This window comes from Acidobacteriota bacterium, assembly GCA_016700075.1.
Taxonomy (GTDB): domain Bacteria; phylum Acidobacteriota; class Blastocatellia; order Pyrinomonadales; family Pyrinomonadaceae; genus OLB17.
Genome location: CP065000.1, coordinates 178230 through 196444 on the forward strand (window position 1 = coordinate 178230; position 18215 = coordinate 196444).

At 52.1% G+C, this 18215-nt stretch carries 20 protein-coding genes and 1 tRNA gene; 12 read left to right on the top strand and 9 right to left on the bottom strand.

The features are described 5' to 3' along the window. From IPM50_00850 to IPM50_00865, 4 genes are all read left to right on the top strand, one after another. On the top strand, window positions 1–564 hold the full coding sequence (locus IPM50_00850) for a Spy/CpxP family protein refolding chaperone (protein QQS33161.1): 564 nt from the start codon (window positions 1–3) through the stop codon (window positions 562–564). Between the two features lie 118 nt (window positions 565–682). Next, window positions 683–1453 carry an ABC transporter permease gene (locus tag IPM50_00855; protein QQS33162.1) on the top strand — a complete coding sequence of 257 codons (771 nt, stop codon included), beginning with the start codon at window positions 683–685 and terminating at the stop codon, window positions 1451–1453. Window positions 1454–1466: 13 nt separating this feature from the next. Next, a complete protein-coding gene (locus tag IPM50_00860; protein QQS33163.1) occupies window positions 1467–2336 on the top strand; it encodes an ATP-binding cassette domain-containing protein in 870 nt (289 codons plus the stop codon). 28 nt (window positions 2337–2364) lie between these two features. Then, window positions 2365–3570, top strand: a complete 1206-nt coding sequence (locus tag IPM50_00865; protein QQS33164.1) for an MCE family protein — start codon at window positions 2365–2367, stop codon at window positions 3568–3570. A gap of 55 nt (window positions 3571–3625) precedes the next feature. Here IPM50_00865 and IPM50_00870 read toward each other — a convergent pair. The 3 genes from IPM50_00870 to IPM50_00880 form a co-directional block, all read right to left on the bottom strand. After that, window positions 3626–3710: transfer RNA gene (locus IPM50_00870), tRNA-Leu, on the bottom strand. Window positions 3711–3791: 81 nt separating this feature from the next. Then, window positions 3792–4202, bottom strand: a complete 411-nt coding sequence (gene secG, locus IPM50_00875; GenBank protein ID QQS33165.1) for a preprotein translocase subunit SecG — start codon at window positions 4200–4202, stop codon at window positions 3792–3794. Between the two features lie 9 nt (window positions 4203–4211). Continuing rightward, the gene (locus tag IPM50_00880) at window positions 4212–4970 is read right to left on the bottom strand and encodes a triose-phosphate isomerase (GenBank protein ID QQS33166.1); all 759 of its coding nucleotides are present in this window, start codon (window positions 4968–4970) and stop codon (window positions 4212–4214) included. Window positions 4971–5067: 97 nt separating this feature from the next. Here IPM50_00880 and IPM50_00885 point away from each other — a divergent pair, with 97 nt between their 5' ends. From IPM50_00885 to IPM50_00895, 3 genes are read left to right on the top strand one after another with little or no spacing between them, the layout of a single operon-like run. Next, window positions 5068–6339 (top strand): beta-ketoacyl-[acyl-carrier-protein] synthase family protein, encoded by a 1272-nt coding sequence (locus tag IPM50_00885; protein QQS33167.1) that lies wholly within the window; start codon window positions 5068–5070, stop codon window positions 6337–6339. 1 nt (window position 6340) lies between these two features. Next, window positions 6341–7024 carry a methyltransferase domain-containing protein gene (locus tag IPM50_00890; protein QQS33168.1) on the top strand — a complete coding sequence of 228 codons (684 nt, stop codon included), beginning with the start codon at window positions 6341–6343 and terminating at the stop codon, window positions 7022–7024. Continuing rightward, window positions 7021–8208: an NAD(P)/FAD-dependent oxidoreductase gene (locus tag IPM50_00895; GenBank protein ID QQS33169.1), complete on the top strand. Its 1188-nt coding sequence runs from the start codon at window positions 7021–7023 to the stop codon at window positions 8206–8208. Before IPM50_00890 ends, IPM50_00895 begins: the two co-directional genes overlap by 4 nt. A 49-nt stretch (window positions 8209–8257) precedes the next feature. Here the strand turns inward: IPM50_00895 and IPM50_00900 are convergent, their stop codons facing one another. Further along, window positions 8258–9475 carry a phosphoglycerate kinase gene (locus tag IPM50_00900; protein QQS33170.1) on the bottom strand — a complete coding sequence of 406 codons (1218 nt, stop codon included), beginning with the start codon at window positions 9473–9475 and terminating at the stop codon, window positions 8258–8260. Further along, window positions 9472–10479 carry a type I glyceraldehyde-3-phosphate dehydrogenase gene (gap, locus tag IPM50_00905; GenBank protein QQS33171.1) on the bottom strand — a complete coding sequence of 336 codons (1008 nt, stop codon included), beginning with the start codon at window positions 10477–10479 and terminating at the stop codon, window positions 9472–9474. Before gap ends, IPM50_00900 begins: the two co-directional genes overlap by 4 nt. A 187-nt stretch (window positions 10480–10666) precedes the next feature. Here gap and IPM50_00910 point away from each other — a divergent pair, with 187 nt between their 5' ends. Genes IPM50_00910 through IPM50_00930 form a run of 5 tightly spaced genes read left to right on the top strand, consistent with a single transcriptional unit; the run spans window position 10667 to window position 15451 of the window. Next, window positions 10667–12484 (top strand): TolC family protein, encoded by a 1818-nt coding sequence (locus IPM50_00910; GenBank protein ID QQS33172.1) that lies wholly within the window; start codon window positions 10667–10669, stop codon window positions 12482–12484. Window positions 12485–12536: 52 nt separating this feature from the next. Then, window positions 12537–13322 (top strand): glycosyltransferase family 2 protein, encoded by a 786-nt coding sequence (locus IPM50_00915; protein QQS33173.1) that lies wholly within the window; start codon window positions 12537–12539, stop codon window positions 13320–13322. A gap of 28 nt (window positions 13323–13350) precedes the next feature. After that, window positions 13351–13983, top strand: coding sequence for a hypothetical protein (locus IPM50_00920; GenBank protein ID QQS33174.1), 633 nt, complete (start codon window positions 13351–13353; stop codon window positions 13981–13983). A gap of 16 nt (window positions 13984–13999) precedes the next feature. Further along, window positions 14000–14539: a hypothetical protein gene (locus IPM50_00925; GenBank protein ID QQS33175.1), complete on the top strand. Its 540-nt coding sequence runs from the start codon at window positions 14000–14002 to the stop codon at window positions 14537–14539. 15 nt (window positions 14540–14554) lie between these two features. Beyond that, on the top strand, window positions 14555–15451 hold the full coding sequence (locus IPM50_00930; GenBank protein ID QQS33176.1) for a VWA domain-containing protein: 897 nt from the start codon (window positions 14555–14557) through the stop codon (window positions 15449–15451). Here the strand turns inward: IPM50_00930 and IPM50_00935 are convergent. Genes IPM50_00935 through IPM50_00950 form a run of 4 tightly spaced genes read right to left on the bottom strand, consistent with a single transcriptional unit; the run spans window position 15448 to window position 18211 of the window. Then, window positions 15448–16572 carry a D-alanine--D-alanine ligase gene (locus IPM50_00935; protein QQS33177.1) on the bottom strand — a complete coding sequence of 375 codons (1125 nt, stop codon included), beginning with the start codon at window positions 16570–16572 and terminating at the stop codon, window positions 15448–15450. The genes IPM50_00930 and IPM50_00935 overlap by 4 nt on opposite strands. Further along, complete coding sequence (rocF, locus tag IPM50_00940; protein ID QQS33178.1) at window positions 16569–17507, bottom strand: arginase; 939 nt, start codon at window positions 17505–17507, stop codon at window positions 16569–16571. The genes IPM50_00935 and rocF overlap by 4 nt, the downstream gene beginning before the upstream one ends. 10 nt (window positions 17508–17517) lie before the next feature. Next, window positions 17518–17793 carry an HPr family phosphocarrier protein gene (locus IPM50_00945; GenBank protein QQS33179.1) on the bottom strand — a complete coding sequence of 92 codons (276 nt, stop codon included), beginning with the start codon at window positions 17791–17793 and terminating at the stop codon, window positions 17518–17520. Then, the gene (locus IPM50_00950) at window positions 17786–18211 is read right to left on the bottom strand and encodes a PTS sugar transporter subunit IIA (GenBank protein QQS33180.1); all 426 of its coding nucleotides are present in this window, start codon (window positions 18209–18211) and stop codon (window positions 17786–17788) included. The genes IPM50_00945 and IPM50_00950 overlap by 8 nt, the downstream gene beginning before the upstream one ends. Window positions 18212–18215 lie beyond the last annotated feature (4 nt).

Here is an 18215-nt window from a genome sequence, read left to right on the forward strand (position 1 = left end):
ATGAAAAGCTCTGGCACGATATTTTTCTTTATTCTCATGACATTGTCGTTCGGCGCCGTTCATTCCTTTTCGCAGCAAGGCAATATGCCTAATGATCGGCCCAACATTGGCCGGCAGGCAGGGCCGCCTCAAGATATTCGTGCGAATATGCTTCGACGGCTCGGATTGACCAGTGAGCAGGTCGTTTCATTGCGAAAAATGAATGCGGAACGGCTTCCCAAAACCGAAACAGCGCAATTAAGGCTCCGGCAGGCAAATCGGAGCCTTGACGAAGCCATATATGCGGATAGTTTCTCTCAAGAACTGTATGAAACCCGTCTGCGCGAAGTGCAGAACGCCCAAGCCGAGGTCACCAGGCTGCGGTTTGAAGGTGAATTGGCGATCAGAAAGGTATTGACATCCGAGCAGCTTACTCGGTTTAAAGAGATGCGCGAAAGATTTGAACAGTTGCGCCCGCAGCCGGGGCCGATGCGGCCAATGCCCGGGCCCGGCATGCGCGGCCCAATGAGGGGCGATGGGCCAAAACGGCAACCTCCGCCCGAACCTCCGGACGAAAGAAACTAGAATTGTAGAGAACGCTACTGTATCGACGAGCCGCTTCTTAAGAGCGGCTTTTTTATTTTTCGGTCGCCAGGCATTTGGGTTATAGTCATTCTGTCGTACTCGTCCTTTATCGAATCGAATGAACCCCGTTATCAAGTTTATTGTCGAGCTGCAAGACGTTACAAACCTTCTGTGGCGCGCTTTAAAGGGGCTCAGAAAGCGCCCCAGATATTTTCGTGAAATGATGATCCAAATGGACGAGATCGGGGTCGGCTCTCTCGCCATTGTTGCTCTTACGGGGTTTTTCACAGGCGGTGTGCTCATCATTCAGGCCTATCCTACTCTTGCTTACTATGGTGCCCAAAGTAATGCCGGCCAAGGGGTCGCCACCTCATTGATCCGCGAACTGGGACCTGTTTTAAGTGCTCTGATCGTTGCAGGCCGCGTGGGCTCAGCGATCTCCGCAGAGTTGGGTTCGATGGTTGTTTCGCAGCAGATCGACGCCATGCGGGCACTGGGTACCTCACCGGTACGTAAGCTTGTGACCCCGCGAATCGCGGCTCTTGTGATCACGCTGCCGCTGCTGACCATCGCGGCGGACATCTGCGGACTTATCGGCGGCGGGTTGGTCGCACAGCAGATGTACGGGCTGGATGTGAACACCTATATTTCGTCGGTTAGAACCGGCACCAACATCGATGACGTTTTGGGCGGATTGATCAAGCCGCTGGTTTTTGGTTTTCTGATCGGCTTGATCTCATGCCATAAAGGATTGAACACTACAGGCGGAACGGTCGGTGTTGGCAGGTCGACGACCCAAGCGGTCGTCGCATCGTCGATCGCGGTCATTATCTCGGATTTCTTCCTCGCCAAAATTCTTCAGTCGGCCCTTAAGACAACACTATTCTAGCGAGACACAATTGATGGAAATTGCAGACGGAAAACTCCACGCGGAGGAAATCGCTTCTACGACCGAAGGCAATCGCCCTCCCGCGATCGAATTTCGCGAAGTGGATCTGGCTTTCGACGATCTCGTTATCTTGGACAAGGTAAGTTTCACCGTTGACCGAGGGGAAACACGGATAGTATTGGGCGGTTCAGGCACGGGAAAATCAACCATAATTAATCTCATCTTAGGGCTTTTAAAGCCCGATGCGGGTCGGATAATGATCGACGGGCAAGACATTACGGATTTTGAAGATATGGACCTGATGCGGATCCGTAAGCGCATCGGTATGGTATTTCAGGAAGGAGCATTATTCGATTCCCTCTCTGTTTACGAGAATGTCGCTTATCGATTGCATGAACAAGGTATCGATGAAGAAGAGGTAGAACACGAGGTTAGGCGCATGCTTCAGTTCGTTGGACTCGAGGATGCGATCGACAAGATGCCGATCGAGCTTTCGGGCGGTATGCGGCGGCGTGTCGGGATCGCTCGGGCTCTAACGGGCGATCCTGACATTGTTTTGTTCGACGAACCGACCGCGGGCCTTGATCCGCCGAGCGCAAGGAATATATGCGAACTTGCGATCAAATTGCGTGACATCGAAAGCGTAACGTCGATCTTTGTTACCCATGAGATGGACAATCTCGGCTATTTATCGAATGAATATGCGGTTATCGATGAGAACGGCAACGTGCAATTTGAACGAGAAGGCAATAAACTTTGTATGATGAACACCAGCATAATGATGCTTCGAGGCGGTCGTATCATCTTTCAGGGGTCCGACGAACAGCTTCGGCAGGTTGATGATCCGTACATCCAAAGATTTGTTAGCCCCAGCTACGTGTAATGATATTTGTTAGCTCCAGCTACGTGTAATGCCGCGACGAAATCAAAAAATAACTGTCAGTGACCTGCGAGTCGGGATCTTCGTTCTCGCTGCATTGCTGCTCACCGCATTTTTGATACTCAACTCAACCGGCAGCTTCAACCCATTCGAAAAGAAGATGCGTCTGAAAGCTCGATTTGTATCGGCTGACGGGCTGCATCCCGGAGCAGATGTGCAGCTCGCAGGTGTTTCGATCGGCAAGGTAGAGTCTGTTCGATTTCTGGAACCGGACTCGGAAGAACCCGAACGCATAGAGGCAACATTGACCGTTGCTCAGGAGTTGGAAAGAAAACCAATTTCGGAGCTGATTCGTACAGATTCTGCAGCACAACTCGTTGCGACATCCGTGCTCGGCAATGACAAAATGATCAACATTTCGCCCGGAACATCTAATGGCACGCCGATCACTGAGAACGCCCTGCTGAAATCTTCAGCGGCCATATCGCTGAACCAATTGACGTCAACGGGAAACGACCTTTTGACGCAAATGAAGAAACTTGCCGCCCCTGCCAATGAGATAATGCAGAAAGCGAACCGAGGCGATGGAACTCTGGGACGAATAATTAATGATGAGCAGCTTTACGAATCGTTGGAAGCCTCGATAGATGAGATCCGAGGCACAATGCAGCGTCTTCAAGCAACTGTGGACAAAGTTAACCGCGGCGAAGGTACCGCGGGCAAGCTTTTCAATGACCCATCGCTCTACGAAGGACTGAACAATACGGTCAAGCAGCTTGAAGCGATCTCAGGCGATATCAAGGCCGGCCGCGGAACTGCCGGAAGGATTGTCAATGACGATGCTCTATACAATGAAACCAAAGCGGCAGTGACGGAGCTCCGGACCGCTGCGACCAAGATCTCTGAGATAGCCGACGATGTGCGGCTGATCACAGCCGATCTTCGCGACGGCAAAGGCACTGTGGGCCGACTGCTAAAGGACGAAAAGCTTCAGAACGATGTGGAAACTACTGTATCTAAGCTTAATTCTACGGTGTCACGGCTCGATGTGATCCTCGGCGACGCGCAGGCCGGAAAGGGCACTATTGGCCGTCTTGTTACGGACGAAACTCTTTACAACAGTATCAATCAGACGGCGAACAACGTGGCAACGTTTACAGGAGAGGGGACAAAACTCTTGGACGATTTCCGGCGAAACCCCAAGAAATATTTATCTATCAAACTGTCGCTTTTCTAGACCTGTTCTCGGTTGAAGTAAAAAAGGCTGTCAAAAATGACAGCCTTTTCCGATATGGTGCTGAGGGCGGGACTCGAACCCGCACGGATCGCTCCACACGCCCCTCAAACGTGCGCGGCTACCAATTACGCCACCTCAGCGAGAAAACCACAGTTTGAGGGATCCTGAATGCGGCGCCGCCGCGATCGACCTTCTAAACTGCAAGAAGAATTTACAAAGACCTACTTATTGGCCGGTGTTTCGGTATTAGCCGCCGGTGCTTCCGCATTTGCGGCAGGTGCCGTTCCATTCGTATTCGTTTCCACAGGAGCCGTCTGCTCGGTATTCGTATTGCTTTCGGCAGGAACGACAGATTCTACCTCAGCGGGAGCATCGGGGTTGCTTGAAAGCACAGATACGTTTCCGGTCAAAGCGGGCATGGAAATAAACAATGCAGACAGCATGAAAGCAACTGCTGCGCCGATAGTGATCTTTGAAAGAACGGTCGCCGTACCACGCGGATTAAAGGCCGTACTGGAAACATTGCTCGTAAAAAGAGCTCCCGCATCGGTCTTTCCGGGTTGCAGCAAAACTGCTGCTACGAGCACGAAGCAGGAAATAAAGAAAATTGCGTATAAAACGTAAAGCAACATATTTTGTTACTACCGGCGGTAGTTCACTATGCCGGCAAAGCTCTCGGCTTCCAGGCTGGCGCCGCCGACCAGTGCACCGTCAATGTCATTCTGCGACATTAGATCTCCAATGTTTTCAGGCTTTACCGAGCCTCCGTAGAGAATTCTGGTAGTTTCGGCCGCATAAGAGCCGTGCTTTTCAGCCAAAAAACGCCGGATGTAGCCATGCATTTCTTGAGCCTGTTCAGGCGTCGCGGTTTTACCCGTGCCGATCGCCCAGACAGGCTCGTAAGCGATTATGATACGTTCCATATCATTGCCTGTCAAACCATTGTGCCCGCCTGAAAGCTGAGTTGCTACGACGCTTTCCGCATTGCCGGCTTCCCTTTCACTCAGCTGCTCGCCAACGCAAACGATCGCGTTCATGCCGGCAGATAAGGCGGCCTTGACCTTACGATTTACGGAATTGTCGGTCTCGCCGTAGAATTGCCTGCGTTCACTATGTCCGATGATGACGCAGGAGCAACCGGCATCTTTCAGCATCGAAGGCGTAACTTCCCCCGTGTGAGCTCCGAATTCGTCCTGCATAGCACAATCTTGGGCCGCGATCCGGATGTTAGAGCCTTCCAGCCTATCCGCAACGGGCTTGATGGCGGTGAAGACGGGCGCGATGATGACCTCACAGTGATTCGCATTTGCGACCAGCGGCTTGAGTGAAACTGCAGTATCGACCGAATCGCCGATCAGCTTATACATCTTCCAATTGCCTGCGATAACGGGCTTTCTCATAACCCATAAACTATCAAAAACCATCTTTAAATGCGAAAGCGTCGTCAATCTATGACGTCTGATGCTATTCTCGATAAATGTTCAAGGGGAAACTGGAATGCTGAGAAACTTTACTGTACCGCGTCGAGTGGTAATAACAGGTGTTGGCTGTGTTACTCCGATCGGCACTGGCCGCGATGCCTTTTGGTCGTCGTTGTCGGAGGGCGTCAGCGGCGTTCGCGCGATCAAGAATTTCGACACCGCGGATTCGGTTGTTAAGATCGCCGCTGAGGTCCAGGATTTTGACGTTTCGGATCACCTGATCTCAAAAGATATCAAGCATGTTCCGAGAACCGTTCCGCTCGTCCTCGCTGCAGCTCGCGAAGCAATTGCCGATGCAGATCTCAATACCGACGAACTGACCATCGAAAAGCAACGTCGTATCGGCGTCGAGATCGGTACCGGCGGCGGCGGTTTGGCATTTGCTGAAAAACATTATGAATACTGGTTCGTGGGCCCGAAGCATCACGCGAGCGTTTACATCATTCCTGCATCAACCCACGGAGGGCTTTCCTCGGAGATCTCAATGGCGTTCGGCTTTCGCGGGCTCTCACACATCGTTTCGACGGGATGTACAAGCTCGACCGACGCGATATTCTATGCTGCCCAGCACATTGCTCTTGGCCGGCAGGACATTATGGTGACGGGAGGCGTTGACGCTCCGCTTGCACCCGGAATTTTGGCGGGATTCGATCTGATGACGGTGCTGACCCGTGATTGGAACGACGAGCCTCATCGTGCCTCACGCCCTTTTGACAAGGACCGTTCCGGCATCGTCGTTGCCGAAGGCTCTTACGTACTCGTGATCGAATCGCTTGATTCTGCTCTCGAACGCGGAGCGGAGATCTACGCCGAGATCGCGGGTTACGGTGCCACGTGCGACGCGTATCATCGCGTTCGGCTCGACGATTCCGGGATTGAGCCGTCACGAGCAATGACGCTATCGCTCCAGGACGCCGGAATAGACGTCGAGCAGGTCGATTACGTGAATCTCCACGGCACATCGACCGTTTTGAATGACCGCATCGAGACGACCGCTGTAAAGCTCGCTCTCGGCGATCACGCCTATAGAACACCGATGTCGGCCACGAAGTCGCAGATCGGCCATCCGCAGGGGGCAAGCGGAGCCGCCGGCATTTTAGCCGCCCTATGCGCGATGACGACAGGCGCCATTCCGCCGACGATAAACCTCGACAACCCAGACCCGGAATGCGACCTCGATTACGTTCCGAATAAGGCTCGCACGGCGAACGTCGATGTCGCTTTGTGCAATTGCATTGGCTTCGGTTCAAAGAACAGTGCGATAGTTTTGTCTAAGGTTGACGCTTAGTATGTTCGAGCGATTCAAAACACGGAGCACTGAGCTCGAGCGTTTAGATAAGGGCGACTACACCGAGGCCGAATATGCCCGTTGGCAAAAGGAAATGTGGTATATCCACCGTCTTTTCGGTGAGTTGAGAGCGCTTAAGAGGACGCTGCTTCGAGATATCGTGAGATCCGGCGAACGCTCATTTTCCGCTCTCGACGTCGGTGCCGGCTCGGGCGAGTTGTTGCGAGAACTGTCTAAATGGATGTCCGCGTTCGACGCGCTTCTAGTGGGCCTCGAGATCGACAATATCGCCGCTGCATCCATAAAAAGCGATGAGGTCTTATCTGTACAGGGCAATGCATTACAACTGCCGTTCGATGATAAAGGTTTCGACTACGTTTTCTGTTCGCTATTTCTGCATCACCTGGAAGATGAGAACGCGGTTGCTCTATTGCAGGAAATGGCTCGCACATCCCGACGGCGCGTCTACATGATCGATCTAAATCGGCAACCAATTCCCTATTATGCTTATAAATTATTTGGGCGTGCTGTTCTGCAGCAATTCACTCTCGAGGACGGTGCCCTTTCGATCTTGCGCAGCCGAACGCCCGAAGAATTGAGGGTTTTGGCAAAGGCTGCAGGCCTGCGCGATATTTGCATAGAGCATTCACAGGTAAATCGTCTCGTGCTGTCAGGACGAAGATGACCGTAACCAATGGCCAATATGACGTTGCTATCGTCGGTGCGGGTCCGGCGGGTTCATCCGCGGCGATAAGGCTCGCTCACGCCGGGCTGAGTGTCGCACTTGTAGAACAAAAGCGGTTTCCACGCGAAAAACTCTGCGGCGAATTCGTCTCGCCCGAGTGCCTATGGCATTTTGACGAGCTTGGCGTAATGCCAGCTATCCGCGGCATTGGCGGGCCAAACATCTACGAAACGGTCTTCTATTCAAAACGCGGCAATTCAGTGTCTATTTGCAGCGAATGGTTTGGCAACGGAGGCTCGATCGCCCTCGGGATCAGTCGTGCGGCAATGGACCTTAAGCTTATTGAAAGGGCCGCGGAACTGGGAGTCGACGTCCGAACGGAAACTTCCGTCACAGGCGTGGTGTCATTAGGCGATGCGGTTACGGGCCTCAAGACCAAGCCTGCAAACGGCGTCGAATCTGAACTTCGGGCAAAGGTATACATCGATGCGACCGGCAGAACGCGCGCCCTAGCACGGCGTTTTGAGCCGAAAGACCTGACCAAAGCCGCTGCGAGCTCTGTTGCGTTCAAGACGCATCTACGCGGCGCACAGATCAACGCACATTCATGTGAGATATACTCTTACAACAATGGGTACGGCGGCTGCAATCGCGTTGAGGACGATCTCTTTAATCTTTGTTTCATCGTCTCGTCTGCCGATGCGCGGTATATGAAAAGCGACCCAGAACGGGTGTTGCGGGAGGTCGTTTTTAGGAACGAACGGGCCGCGGCCGTGCTCAGGAGGGTTGAGATAGTGAAGCCTTGGCACGCTGTGCCGATCGAACGGTTCGGACGAGGAGAACTAGTGCCGGCAAACGGCTTGTTCACTATCGGTGACTCAGCCGCGTTCATCGACCCTTTCACCGGCAGCGGAATGTTAATGGCCCTCGAGAGCGCGAAGATCGCAGCAGAGGTGATCGTTGATAGCAGAGATCGAAACGCGCATTTCGATCATGTTTCGGAAAACTACCGAGAAAAATACTCAGCCGCATTCGATCGGCGGTTACGTTTTTGTTCCATGTTGCGTCACGCGGCGTCCATTCCATTTTGGAGCGGAGCCATGATCGCCGCTCTAAGATTTAGCCCCTTTTTGAGGCAGACAGTTGCGCGGGCGACGAGATCAAATGCGGCAATCAGCAAATAAAAACACTGCGAAAGTAGATTCGCGGTGTCAGGTTTATCCAAATCTCTATCTATTTATCATCCAACGCCGCGACACCCGGCAATGTATCGCCTGCGAGAAACTCTAACGTGGCCCCGCCGCCGGTTGAGATATGCGATATGCGACCGGCGAGCCCTGCCTGATTGATGGCCGCGACGGAATCCCCGCCGCCGACGATCGATGTCGCTCCCTTGTCGGTGGCTTCCGCAACGGCATTGGCGATAGCGATGGTCCCTTCATCAAAAGGCTTTTCCTCGAACATTCCCATCGGGCCGTTCCAGACAATTGTCTTGGCTCCCTCAAGAGCGGCAGCAAAAAGGCCGGCGGTCTCGGGGCCAATGTCCAGTCCGACGTGGCCCGAATTAGTGAAATAGATCTGTATCGCCTTTCGGGAATTCAGCGGATCGTAGGAATCGACGACCTGGTGATCTGTCGGCAACAAGAGTTGAACGCCGGCTTCCTCCGCCTTTTTCGCGATATCCAACGCCGTCGGCATCATTTCATCCTCGACCAGCGATTTTCCAACCGTAAAGCCCCTCGCTTTGAAGAACGTATATGCCATCGCTCCACCGATAAGCAGTTTATCTACGCGTCTTTCTATCAACGATTCAATAACGGGGATCTTGTCCGAGACCTTTGCTCCGCCAAGTATCGCGACAAACGGACGCTCCGGAGAATTGAGGGCTTTTCCAAGAAATGCCAGTTCTTTTTCCATTAGAAGGCCGGCTACGCAGGTATCCACATAGTGTGTTATGCCTTCAGTTGACGCATGCGCTCGATGTGCCGTGCCAAAGGCGTCGTTAACGTATATGTCAACCCCTTCGGCGAGAGATCTGGCAAAATCAGCATCATTCTTTTCTTCGCCAGCATCTAAGCGAAGATTCTCACGCATAAGGATGTCGCCGGGGGAAAGCGACGATATCCGGGAAGCCACATCTTCATTCTCGAACAAAACAGGAGATCCAAGCAGCTCTGAGAGTTTTTCCGATACCGGGCGAAGCGTGTATTTTGCCTCGTTGTAAGGCAGACCCTTCTCTTCCGCCTTCTTTTTGTCTTTCAGCGGTCGGCCAAGATGAGATGCAAGGATAACCTTTGCTCCATGCTCGATAGCATATGCAATTGTCGGCAATGCTCCGCGAATGCGAGTATCGTCCTCGATCACACCGTTCTTTATCGGAACATTGAAATCGACCCGAATAAAAACGGTCTTATCAGTCAGATCGACGTCTCTGATTGTCCTTTTATTCATAGACCTTTGGCCGCGATATATTTGACCAGGTCGCGAACACGGCAGGAATAGCCCCATTCGTTGTCGTACCACGAAAGTATTTTGATGCAAGTGCCGTCAATGACCTTGGTATTCTCCGAATCAACTATTGACGAATTAGAATTGCCCTTGAAGTCGATCGAAACAAGCGGCTCATCGCTAACTGCCAATATGCCTTTCAGAGGGCCCGCGGCAGCGTCACGTAAAACCTGATTCACTTCATCGGCGGTCGTTCCTTTCTCAACATTCATCACAACATCCACCAAAGAGACATTGGGCGTCGGGACGCGAACGGAAATGCCGTCAAATTTACCTTTTAGCTCCGGAATAACCAATGCGACAGCTTTTGCCGCACCCGTCGATGTCGGGATCATTGAAAGGGCAGCGGCGCGGGCACGACGCATGTCCTTATGCGGAAGGTCAAGCAGCTGCTGATCATTGGTGTAGCTGTGAATTGTGTTCATCAGGGCATTCTTGATCGTGAAATTGTCATGGATGACCTTGGCTACAGGGGCGAGACAGTTGGTCGTGCAGGAGGCGTTAGAGATTATGTGATGGTTAGCTGCATCATACATGTCTTCATTCACGCCCAATACGATGGTTACATCCTCTTCCTTTGCCGGTGCGGAAATGATCACCTTCTTCACGGAACCTCGCAAATGTTTGCGAGCGTCCTCAGCCTTTGTAAAGCGGCCCGTCGATTCGATCACGATCTCGGCTCCGTCCGATTCCCAATCGATAGCCGACGGGTCTTTTTCAGAAAAGACCTTGAACGAGTCGCCATCAACCGTGATAACGTCTCCGTCCGCGCTTATGTCATTGTCAAGATTGCCCATAACTGAGTCGTATTTGAGCAAATGTGCGAGCGTCTTCGTGTCGGTAAGGTCATTGACCGCTACAAAATCAATATCCTTGTCCCCAAGACATGTCCTCAAAACATTACGGCCGATGCGGCCAAATCCATTGATGCCAACTTTGATACCCATTATTTTATCTCCTGCGAAAATAGTAAGCGAAACAAAGTTATAACGATAACTTAAACCGAAATCTATTTCAAAAGAATGTCCGTTAAGAGTCTAAAATCGTTGAAACAAAGCCATTTCCGCTGACGTAGTATCCGTTTAGCTAACGAGCAATCGCTTTCATGCCACTGTGCTCGCGGCGTATAGAGAAATGACCATTCGCTTTCCCCGAAACATCATCATCGCATCGATGTTCTCGGCAACCTTATTTCTTTCGGCAGCCGCCGCTCAGGACGCCCCGCGGCCGGAATCCGCGCCCGCTAGTGTCGATAACGACGCATCTTTCCCGGAAATTGAGGTAAAAAGGCCCGCAGATACGCTATCGATGGTTCGGCGAAGCGGCGGGTCTGCAATGTCGAGGGTAGGCGTACAAACGGCGCAGCCAATCTCTTTAGGGCTTCGGGACGCGATCCGCCGGGCGCTTGAGAAGAATAATGACATCGAGGTGGCAAGGGGCGATGTCCGGCTGCAGGAAACCCAGATAAACTCGCTCGAGGGAGGTTACGATCTGGTACTTAGTCTAAATCCGAGCCTTTCCCGTAATTCCATTACCGGATCGTCTGCAACCAAGGATTTTCGTGCGACGTCCAGCCTTTCAAGAGCCCTGCGTGCGGGCGGCGGGAACTACAGTGTATTCTTCAATAACCAGCGGACCGAAAATGCTTTCGCTCAGGCACAGGTCTCTTCGGGTAATGTTTCGTCCGGAGGAAGTGCGGTCTATTCCTCGTCGCTGGGCATTAACTATGTTCAGCCGGTTGCCCGAAATTTCGGAACTGACAGGCTTCGGTCTAATATCGCGATTTCCAAAAAGCGTCTGGAACAAACTGAAAGCGACTTTCGTCTCCGTGCGATTTCGACGATCGCCGAAGTTCAAAGGACTTACTGGGACCTCGTATTTGCATTAAGAAATCAACAAAATCAGGTTGCAAACGTCAGCCTCGCTCGCGAAAATCTTCGGCAGATCGAAGCTCGCATCGAAGCGGGTGTATCGGCTCCAATCGCCAAGGCAGAGGTTGAGACAGAGCTTGCTAATCGTGAAGGAGAACTCCTGTCAGCGACCCAACAGGTCTCGATCGCAGAAAATAATCTTAAGCGGCTCATAATTGGCGATCCTTTATCGCCCGAATGGACACAGTCCTTCGTTCCGGTGGATAGGCCTGCATACAGCGACGATCCTGTGAATTTAGAGGCATCGCTGCGTGATGCAATGGACAATCGTTTCGAATTACGGCGGCTCAAACTGCAGCGGGAAATGAGTGATATAGACATCAAATTCCTAAAGAATCAGACAAAGCCGCAGATCGATCTGAATACAACATTTTCGTTGGATGGACTTTCCAGAAGCGGTTCGACTACATCGATTACAACCAATCTATTGACCGGTTCTCCGGATCTGTTCCTATTCGACAATCTGAATGCAACCCGGGCCGCGCTGTCATTGCCTCTGATCGTAAATCCGTCGATCACAATTCCGCCGGGGCCTTCGTATCTTTTTGGCGGATTTAACCGGTCACTTTCTAACATCTTCCGAAGCGACGCCCCGAATCTATCAGTAGGGGTCACCATTCAGTTCCCTTTTCGTAATCGCACGGCTAAGGCGAATCTCGAAGGTGCTCGTATTGAAAGGCAGCAGCTCGACGCTCAGACCCGAGAGCAGGAACAGATCGTGATAGTTGAGGTGCGGAATGCGGTACAGGCAGTCGAAACCGCACGTCAACGCGTCCTGACCGCACGCCGAGCACGTGAGAATGCTGAGTTGCAGCTCGAGGGTGAACGCCGTCTTTACGACGCAGGCAGGTCCACGCCGTTTCTGCTGTTTCAGCGGGAGAACACGCTCACGAATGCCCGAAATGGCGAGATCCGCGCCGAAACTGACTACAACAAGGCTGTCGCGGAACTCCAGAGAGTGACAGCAACAACATTTAGGGTCAACAACATCGAAGTGAGATCACCTCTCGAAGACAAATAAATCAATTAGTTCAAGCCTTTTCTAAACGGCCGATGTCTGCGAAGATTGTTTCGTGCGGATATCGGCCGTCATCATAGCAAGAGACGAAGAAGCCAAGATCGGGAACGCGATCAGGTCGGTGCTGTGGGCCGATGAAGTATTGGTCGTAGATTCGGGCAGCGTCGACGGAACGCGGGCTGTCGCTGCGGACCTCGGAGCAAAGGTTGTGTATCAGGAATGGCTTGGATTTGGCGGACAGAAGCAGTTCGCTGTCGATTCGGCACGAAATAACATGATCCTCAGTCTGGACGCTGATGAAGCCGTCTCGGACAAACTAGCGGACGAGATCCGCTCGATTGTCCAAACCGGCGATGTGCTGGACGCCTACTATATGCCCAGGCTCGCGTTCTATTTAGGGCGGCCCGTTAAACATTCCGGATGGTATCCTGACCGCCAACTGAGGCTTTTCGACCGAACGAAGGGCGAATGGAGTAGGGCCAAAGTTCATGAATCGGTGATCATGAGACCGGATGCACGGGTAGGTGTACTGAAGAATGACCTTTTACACTACAGTATTGATTCTGTCTCTCAGCATGCAGAAATGATTCAGAGCAGGTATGCTCCTTTGTCGGCTGAGCAAATGCATCAAGATGGAATTAGAACCTCCATTGTAAAGATCGGCATCTTGCCTATTTGGACGTTCTTTCACACTTACGTACTCAGGTTAGGCGTTTTGGACGGACTGGCCGGTTTGGCGATCTCGGGATTCGCTTCATACAATGTCTTTCTAAAGCATCTGCTCCTGTATGAGCTGGGCATTTCAGGTTCAACAACCAAATCCGGTTCTGAAACATCATAATACCGGTCGCACACTGGGAATTACATATATGAAAATGCTTCGATCGCATGTCGTGCCGTCTGTTCTGTTGTTGCTGTTGGCGACATTCTCGATAGTGGTCGGCCAAAAAGGGGTAGACAACCAGACCCGGATCATTAAAGAAGACGCAAACAGGACCACTGCACGTCCCAACGACGCGACCAGGTCTTTTGACTTCGGAAAAGGTAAGACAAGGACTCGCGAGATGCTTGCGAACCCATATCGACTCGCCGGCCGGCGTGATGTTCTGATGTCTTCTATAATCGATGTCCTGAGAGAAAAGAAGCTTATAGTCGACGAGGCGTCGTCAAGGTTGAGTGATGGACTGATCGTGACGCAGCCTTTTGTATTTGCCAGAGGTTCTGTGGTCGCTCAGAACGAATTGAACAGGTACGCGGTCGTCGACTCGCCGATCAACTCTTGGTCGCGGGCCCAATACACTCTAACGATCGAAGTGCAATCCATCGATGGTATTCAAAACAATGTCTCAGTGATCGCTAAGATCGAGGGGCGAGCGGGCGCCGGACTTACTTCCGAGTGGATCACACTTCGCAGTTCGGGCCTTGCGGAAGATGAGTTTTTGGCAAAGCTTGTGGAAGCCGTAACGGGCAATTCTGTGGAACCTGAACAAGACACGCTTTGAACGCGTTCCGAAAGTGATGATGAAAAAGTATCTCATATCCTTCATTACTTTGTTCTTTCTTGCCGTTGGGGCCTTTGGCCAAAACAGTGATCCAAACTATCCGGTTTTGCCGGGCGAAGGGCCTACACCTTCCGACAGCAGGCCAAAGAGTATTCAGGAAAATCTCGAGAAATTCCGGATCGAACGGGAAAACAAGGAATTTCGGGAAATGATCCGACGCGGTGAAGAGTCGCTGAAGACGGCGGACGACATGGCGGCAAGGCTGTCAAAAACAAATTCCCTGACCGACCGGGATAAAAAAGACCTGGCTCAATTAGAAAAGAATCTGAAAAGGATCCGAAGTGATCTGGGCGGCAGCGATGACAAACTGGATAATGCAGAATCTGACGTACTGCAATCCCGCAATACTGGCGACCTCATCAAAAAGCTCCGTGACCGCACCTCAGACCTGCTGGATGAACTGAAACGCAGTACGCGTTTCACGATCTCGGCAGGTGCGATAGAGACCGCAAATGCCGCTTTGCGGGTGCTGCGTTTCATGCGGCTAACGAACTGATCTGCCGCGGACCTCATGCTCAGACTTCCGTTAGTGTCAATAATTTGCTCCTTATGCTTCCTGCCGGGCATTTTAAACGCGCAGGAAGACACCGAATCGATCGGAATTTCAACAAATACCGTAATTCTTAATGCGTACATCACCGACAGGGCCGGTAAGCCCGTTCGGGAACTTCCGCAGAATCTGTTCACGATCCTTGAGAACGGTGCCGAACAGAAGATCACATTTTTTGAGGCTCAATCTACTCCGTTTGCAGTAGCCATCCTGCTCGATTCATCGGGAAGCATGGAGGAAAGGATCGTCCTTGCTCGAGCGGCCGCCCTGCATTTCCTGGACTCGCTGAGACCAAGAGACGTCGCAGCGGTCTATACTTTTGATTCAAAGATCCGCGAGATCCGCGGATTTCATCTCGGCCGCGATCTGCCTGAGAGTTTTTACGAAGTGAGGTCGCGAGGGATGACGGTGCTATACGATGCGATCGTTAGAGCTGCAATTGAACTTGAAAAGCGGCCGGAAAAACGTCGCGCCATTTTAGTGCTGTCTGACGGAGCTGATACTCAAAGCGCCGCGAGCAAGGACAAGGCATTGAAAGCAGCCTCAAAGGCCGATGCTGTCATATATAGCGTCGATATGTCGCCGACAGGAACTATCGGGGGGCCGACTCAGATGAATCAGCGAGCTTTGAAGGAATTGTCGGACAAGACAGGCGGCGAATACGTCCGATCCAGCGGCGGAGTTGAAATGCGCGAAGCGTTTCAGAGGATCGCTGATGAGCTGGGAACCCAATATACTCTGGCTTATGATCCGTCGGATGAAAAAATGGACGGCAAATGGCGGTCTATCGAACTAAAGATACGCCGTCCGAACCTGAACATCCGTACGCGCCGCGGCTATTTTGCGATACAACGTTAAATGATCGTCTTATTTCGTCTTCGATCTTCGAAACGCTCAATGGCGAGTTCGATCAGTTCATCAATGAGTTGAGGCAGCGGCTTGCCGCTTGCAGCCCACATCTTTGGGAATCCGGATGCATCCGTTAGTCCTGGAAGCGTATTTATCTCGTTCATCAGCAGTGCTCCGTTGTCGTTTCTCAAGAAGAGATCGACTCGGGCTAATCCGGAACCATCGACGGCCTTAAATGCTGTCACAGCCATTTGCCGGACCCTTTGTGACAGCTCTTCTGAGATCGGCGCAGGCACAACAAATTCATTATTGCCGGTTCCGGAATACTTCTCGGTGTAATCCAGGAAACGTTTCGATTCATCCAAGATCACATATTCGCCGGGTAGAGACGCTTCCGGCGAGTCGTTGCCCATTACTGCACATTCGAGTTCTCGCATCTCGATCGCTTCTTCGACAATGATCTTGCGGTCATATTCAGCGGCAAGATCGATCGCCGACCTCAATTCCTCGGGTGTTGACGCTTTGGATATCCCTACTGATGAGCCCAGATTTGCAGGCTTGACGAAACAAGGCAGTCCGATCTTGGCGACGGTCTGTTCTATTACCTTGTCCGGATCTATGTCCCATTCTGACCTGAGGAACCAAACATATCGGCATATCGGCAATCCGGCGTCGCGAAAAAGGATCTTCATTGTCACCTTGTCCATGCCGCAAGAGCTCGCCAAAACGCCGCAGCCGACATATGGCAAGCCCGACATCTCAAAAAGTCCCTGGATCGTGCCGTCCTCGCCGTAGGTGCCGTGAAGTACCGGAAAAATAACGTCGATTACCGGGGGTTCTTCGTTTAGATCTCCGAATCCGACAAAACCTCCGATCGAGGAATCACCCGTCAGCAATCCGCGAACTTGCGATGCAGGGCCATATCTATCAATGAAAGTTGTGCGGGTCGCTTCGGGGAAAAGCTCTATAGACTGCTCCGGCGTAAGCCATGCACCAGAACGAGAGATCGCCAGAGGCACTATCTCATATTTTGCCGGATCAATCTGCTCTATGACGGTTTTTGCCGAACGGATGGAGATCTCGTGTTCGCCTGAACGCCCGCCAAAAATGACGGCCACACGCTTTTTCATAGTATTGTCTTTCCGAGAACCGAGAGGATCAATTCGACCGCCAGTTCTACCGTGATGTTGTTTTGATCAAGAAGAGGATTTACCTCGACCATCTCGAAAGATATCATTCCGCCGTTTGCAGCGATCATTTCAAGTGCAAGGTGCGCTTCGCGATACGTCGTCCCGCCTCGAACCAATGTACCGGAACCCGGGGCAAATCTCGGGTCGATCATATCGATGTCAAAGGTTACCGCGAAACCGCCCGGAGCCTTTGAGGCGATCGCTATGGCATCGGCAACACATGCAGCCATACCTCGAGAGTCGATGTCGCTCATCGTGAAGAATTGATCGCGAAGCCCTAAGTCATGCACGGTCTGCCTTTCACCTGTATCAACGTCCCGCGCTCCGATATGGGCAAAATAGGTTGGATCGAGTTTAGGCCGAGAGCCGCCCAAACTTGCGATCGCATCATCGCCTAAGCCCAAAAGTGCCGCCAACGGCATCCCGTGGATGTTGCCGCTTGGCGAGGTCTCGGGCGTGTTGATGTCAGCATGTGCGTCAAACCAGATCAAGCCGACCTCGCTGCCGCCCTTTCGGTAAAAATTCGAAATTGCGGAAAAGGTCGCGATTGCGATCGAATGGTCACCGCCGAGAATGATCGGCATATGACCCTCCTGCAGAACCGAATCTAGCGAAGAGGCAATATTACGAAATGAGTTCAATACGGCCCCATAGTGTTTAATGCCGTTCTCGGTGGTAATGCCTTCGGGCCGAACTATGGGGACATCGCCATGGTCCTTGAAACCGTAACCCAGAGCAATGACGTGATCTGCCAACGTCATTCCCCGGACGTTTGATATTCGCATCGCTTCGACGCCGAGATCGCTTCCTAGTGTTCCCGCGCCGAAGCCCAATGGTACACCCAATAGGCCTATTGTCTTATCTGCAGTTTGCATCTGAGGTAAATTATTGTAGTTCGCCAAAGCCTGAGGCGAAAAGTGCGGCGATCTCCGCTAATGCCTCTGTTTCGTCAGGCCCGTCAGCTTCAACTACCAATTCTGTGCCTAAAGCGGCCGCAATATAAAGCACGCTCAATATGGACTTTGCATTGGCAGTGATGTTGCGATCGAGCCGCGTCACTTTGATGCTCGACCTGAAGGCCGCGGCTTTTCGAACAAGCTGAGCGGCCGCCCTCGCATGAAGTCCAAGCTCGTTCACTACGCGAACACGGGTCTCAAGCATCCTTCCTCGCTTTCAAAGGGGTCAAAAGGCTGCCGGCCGTCGAGATCGACGTCTTTCCTTGCTCCTCTACATCATGCGCCAATTGGTCGAGGCCGAGGTCTGCTGAAGCTGTTGCAAGCTTTATGACCATGGGAAGATTGACGCCTGTAACGACTTCGATCTTTCCGGACTCAAGAAACATAGCCGCAATGTTCGTTGGCGTCCCGCCGAACATGTCCGTCAGCAAAAGTACGCCGGATCCCGTTTCAACTTCGGTTATGGCCCTGCCTATCTCTTGTTTGGCAATTTCAACATCGTCATGCCAACCGATAGAAACCGCCCTGATATGAAGAAGGTCGCCCACAACTGCCTCGGCCGCAGCGACGAGTTCATTGGCAAGCTGTCCATGGGTGATAATTACACCGCCAACTCTGTTCATTACA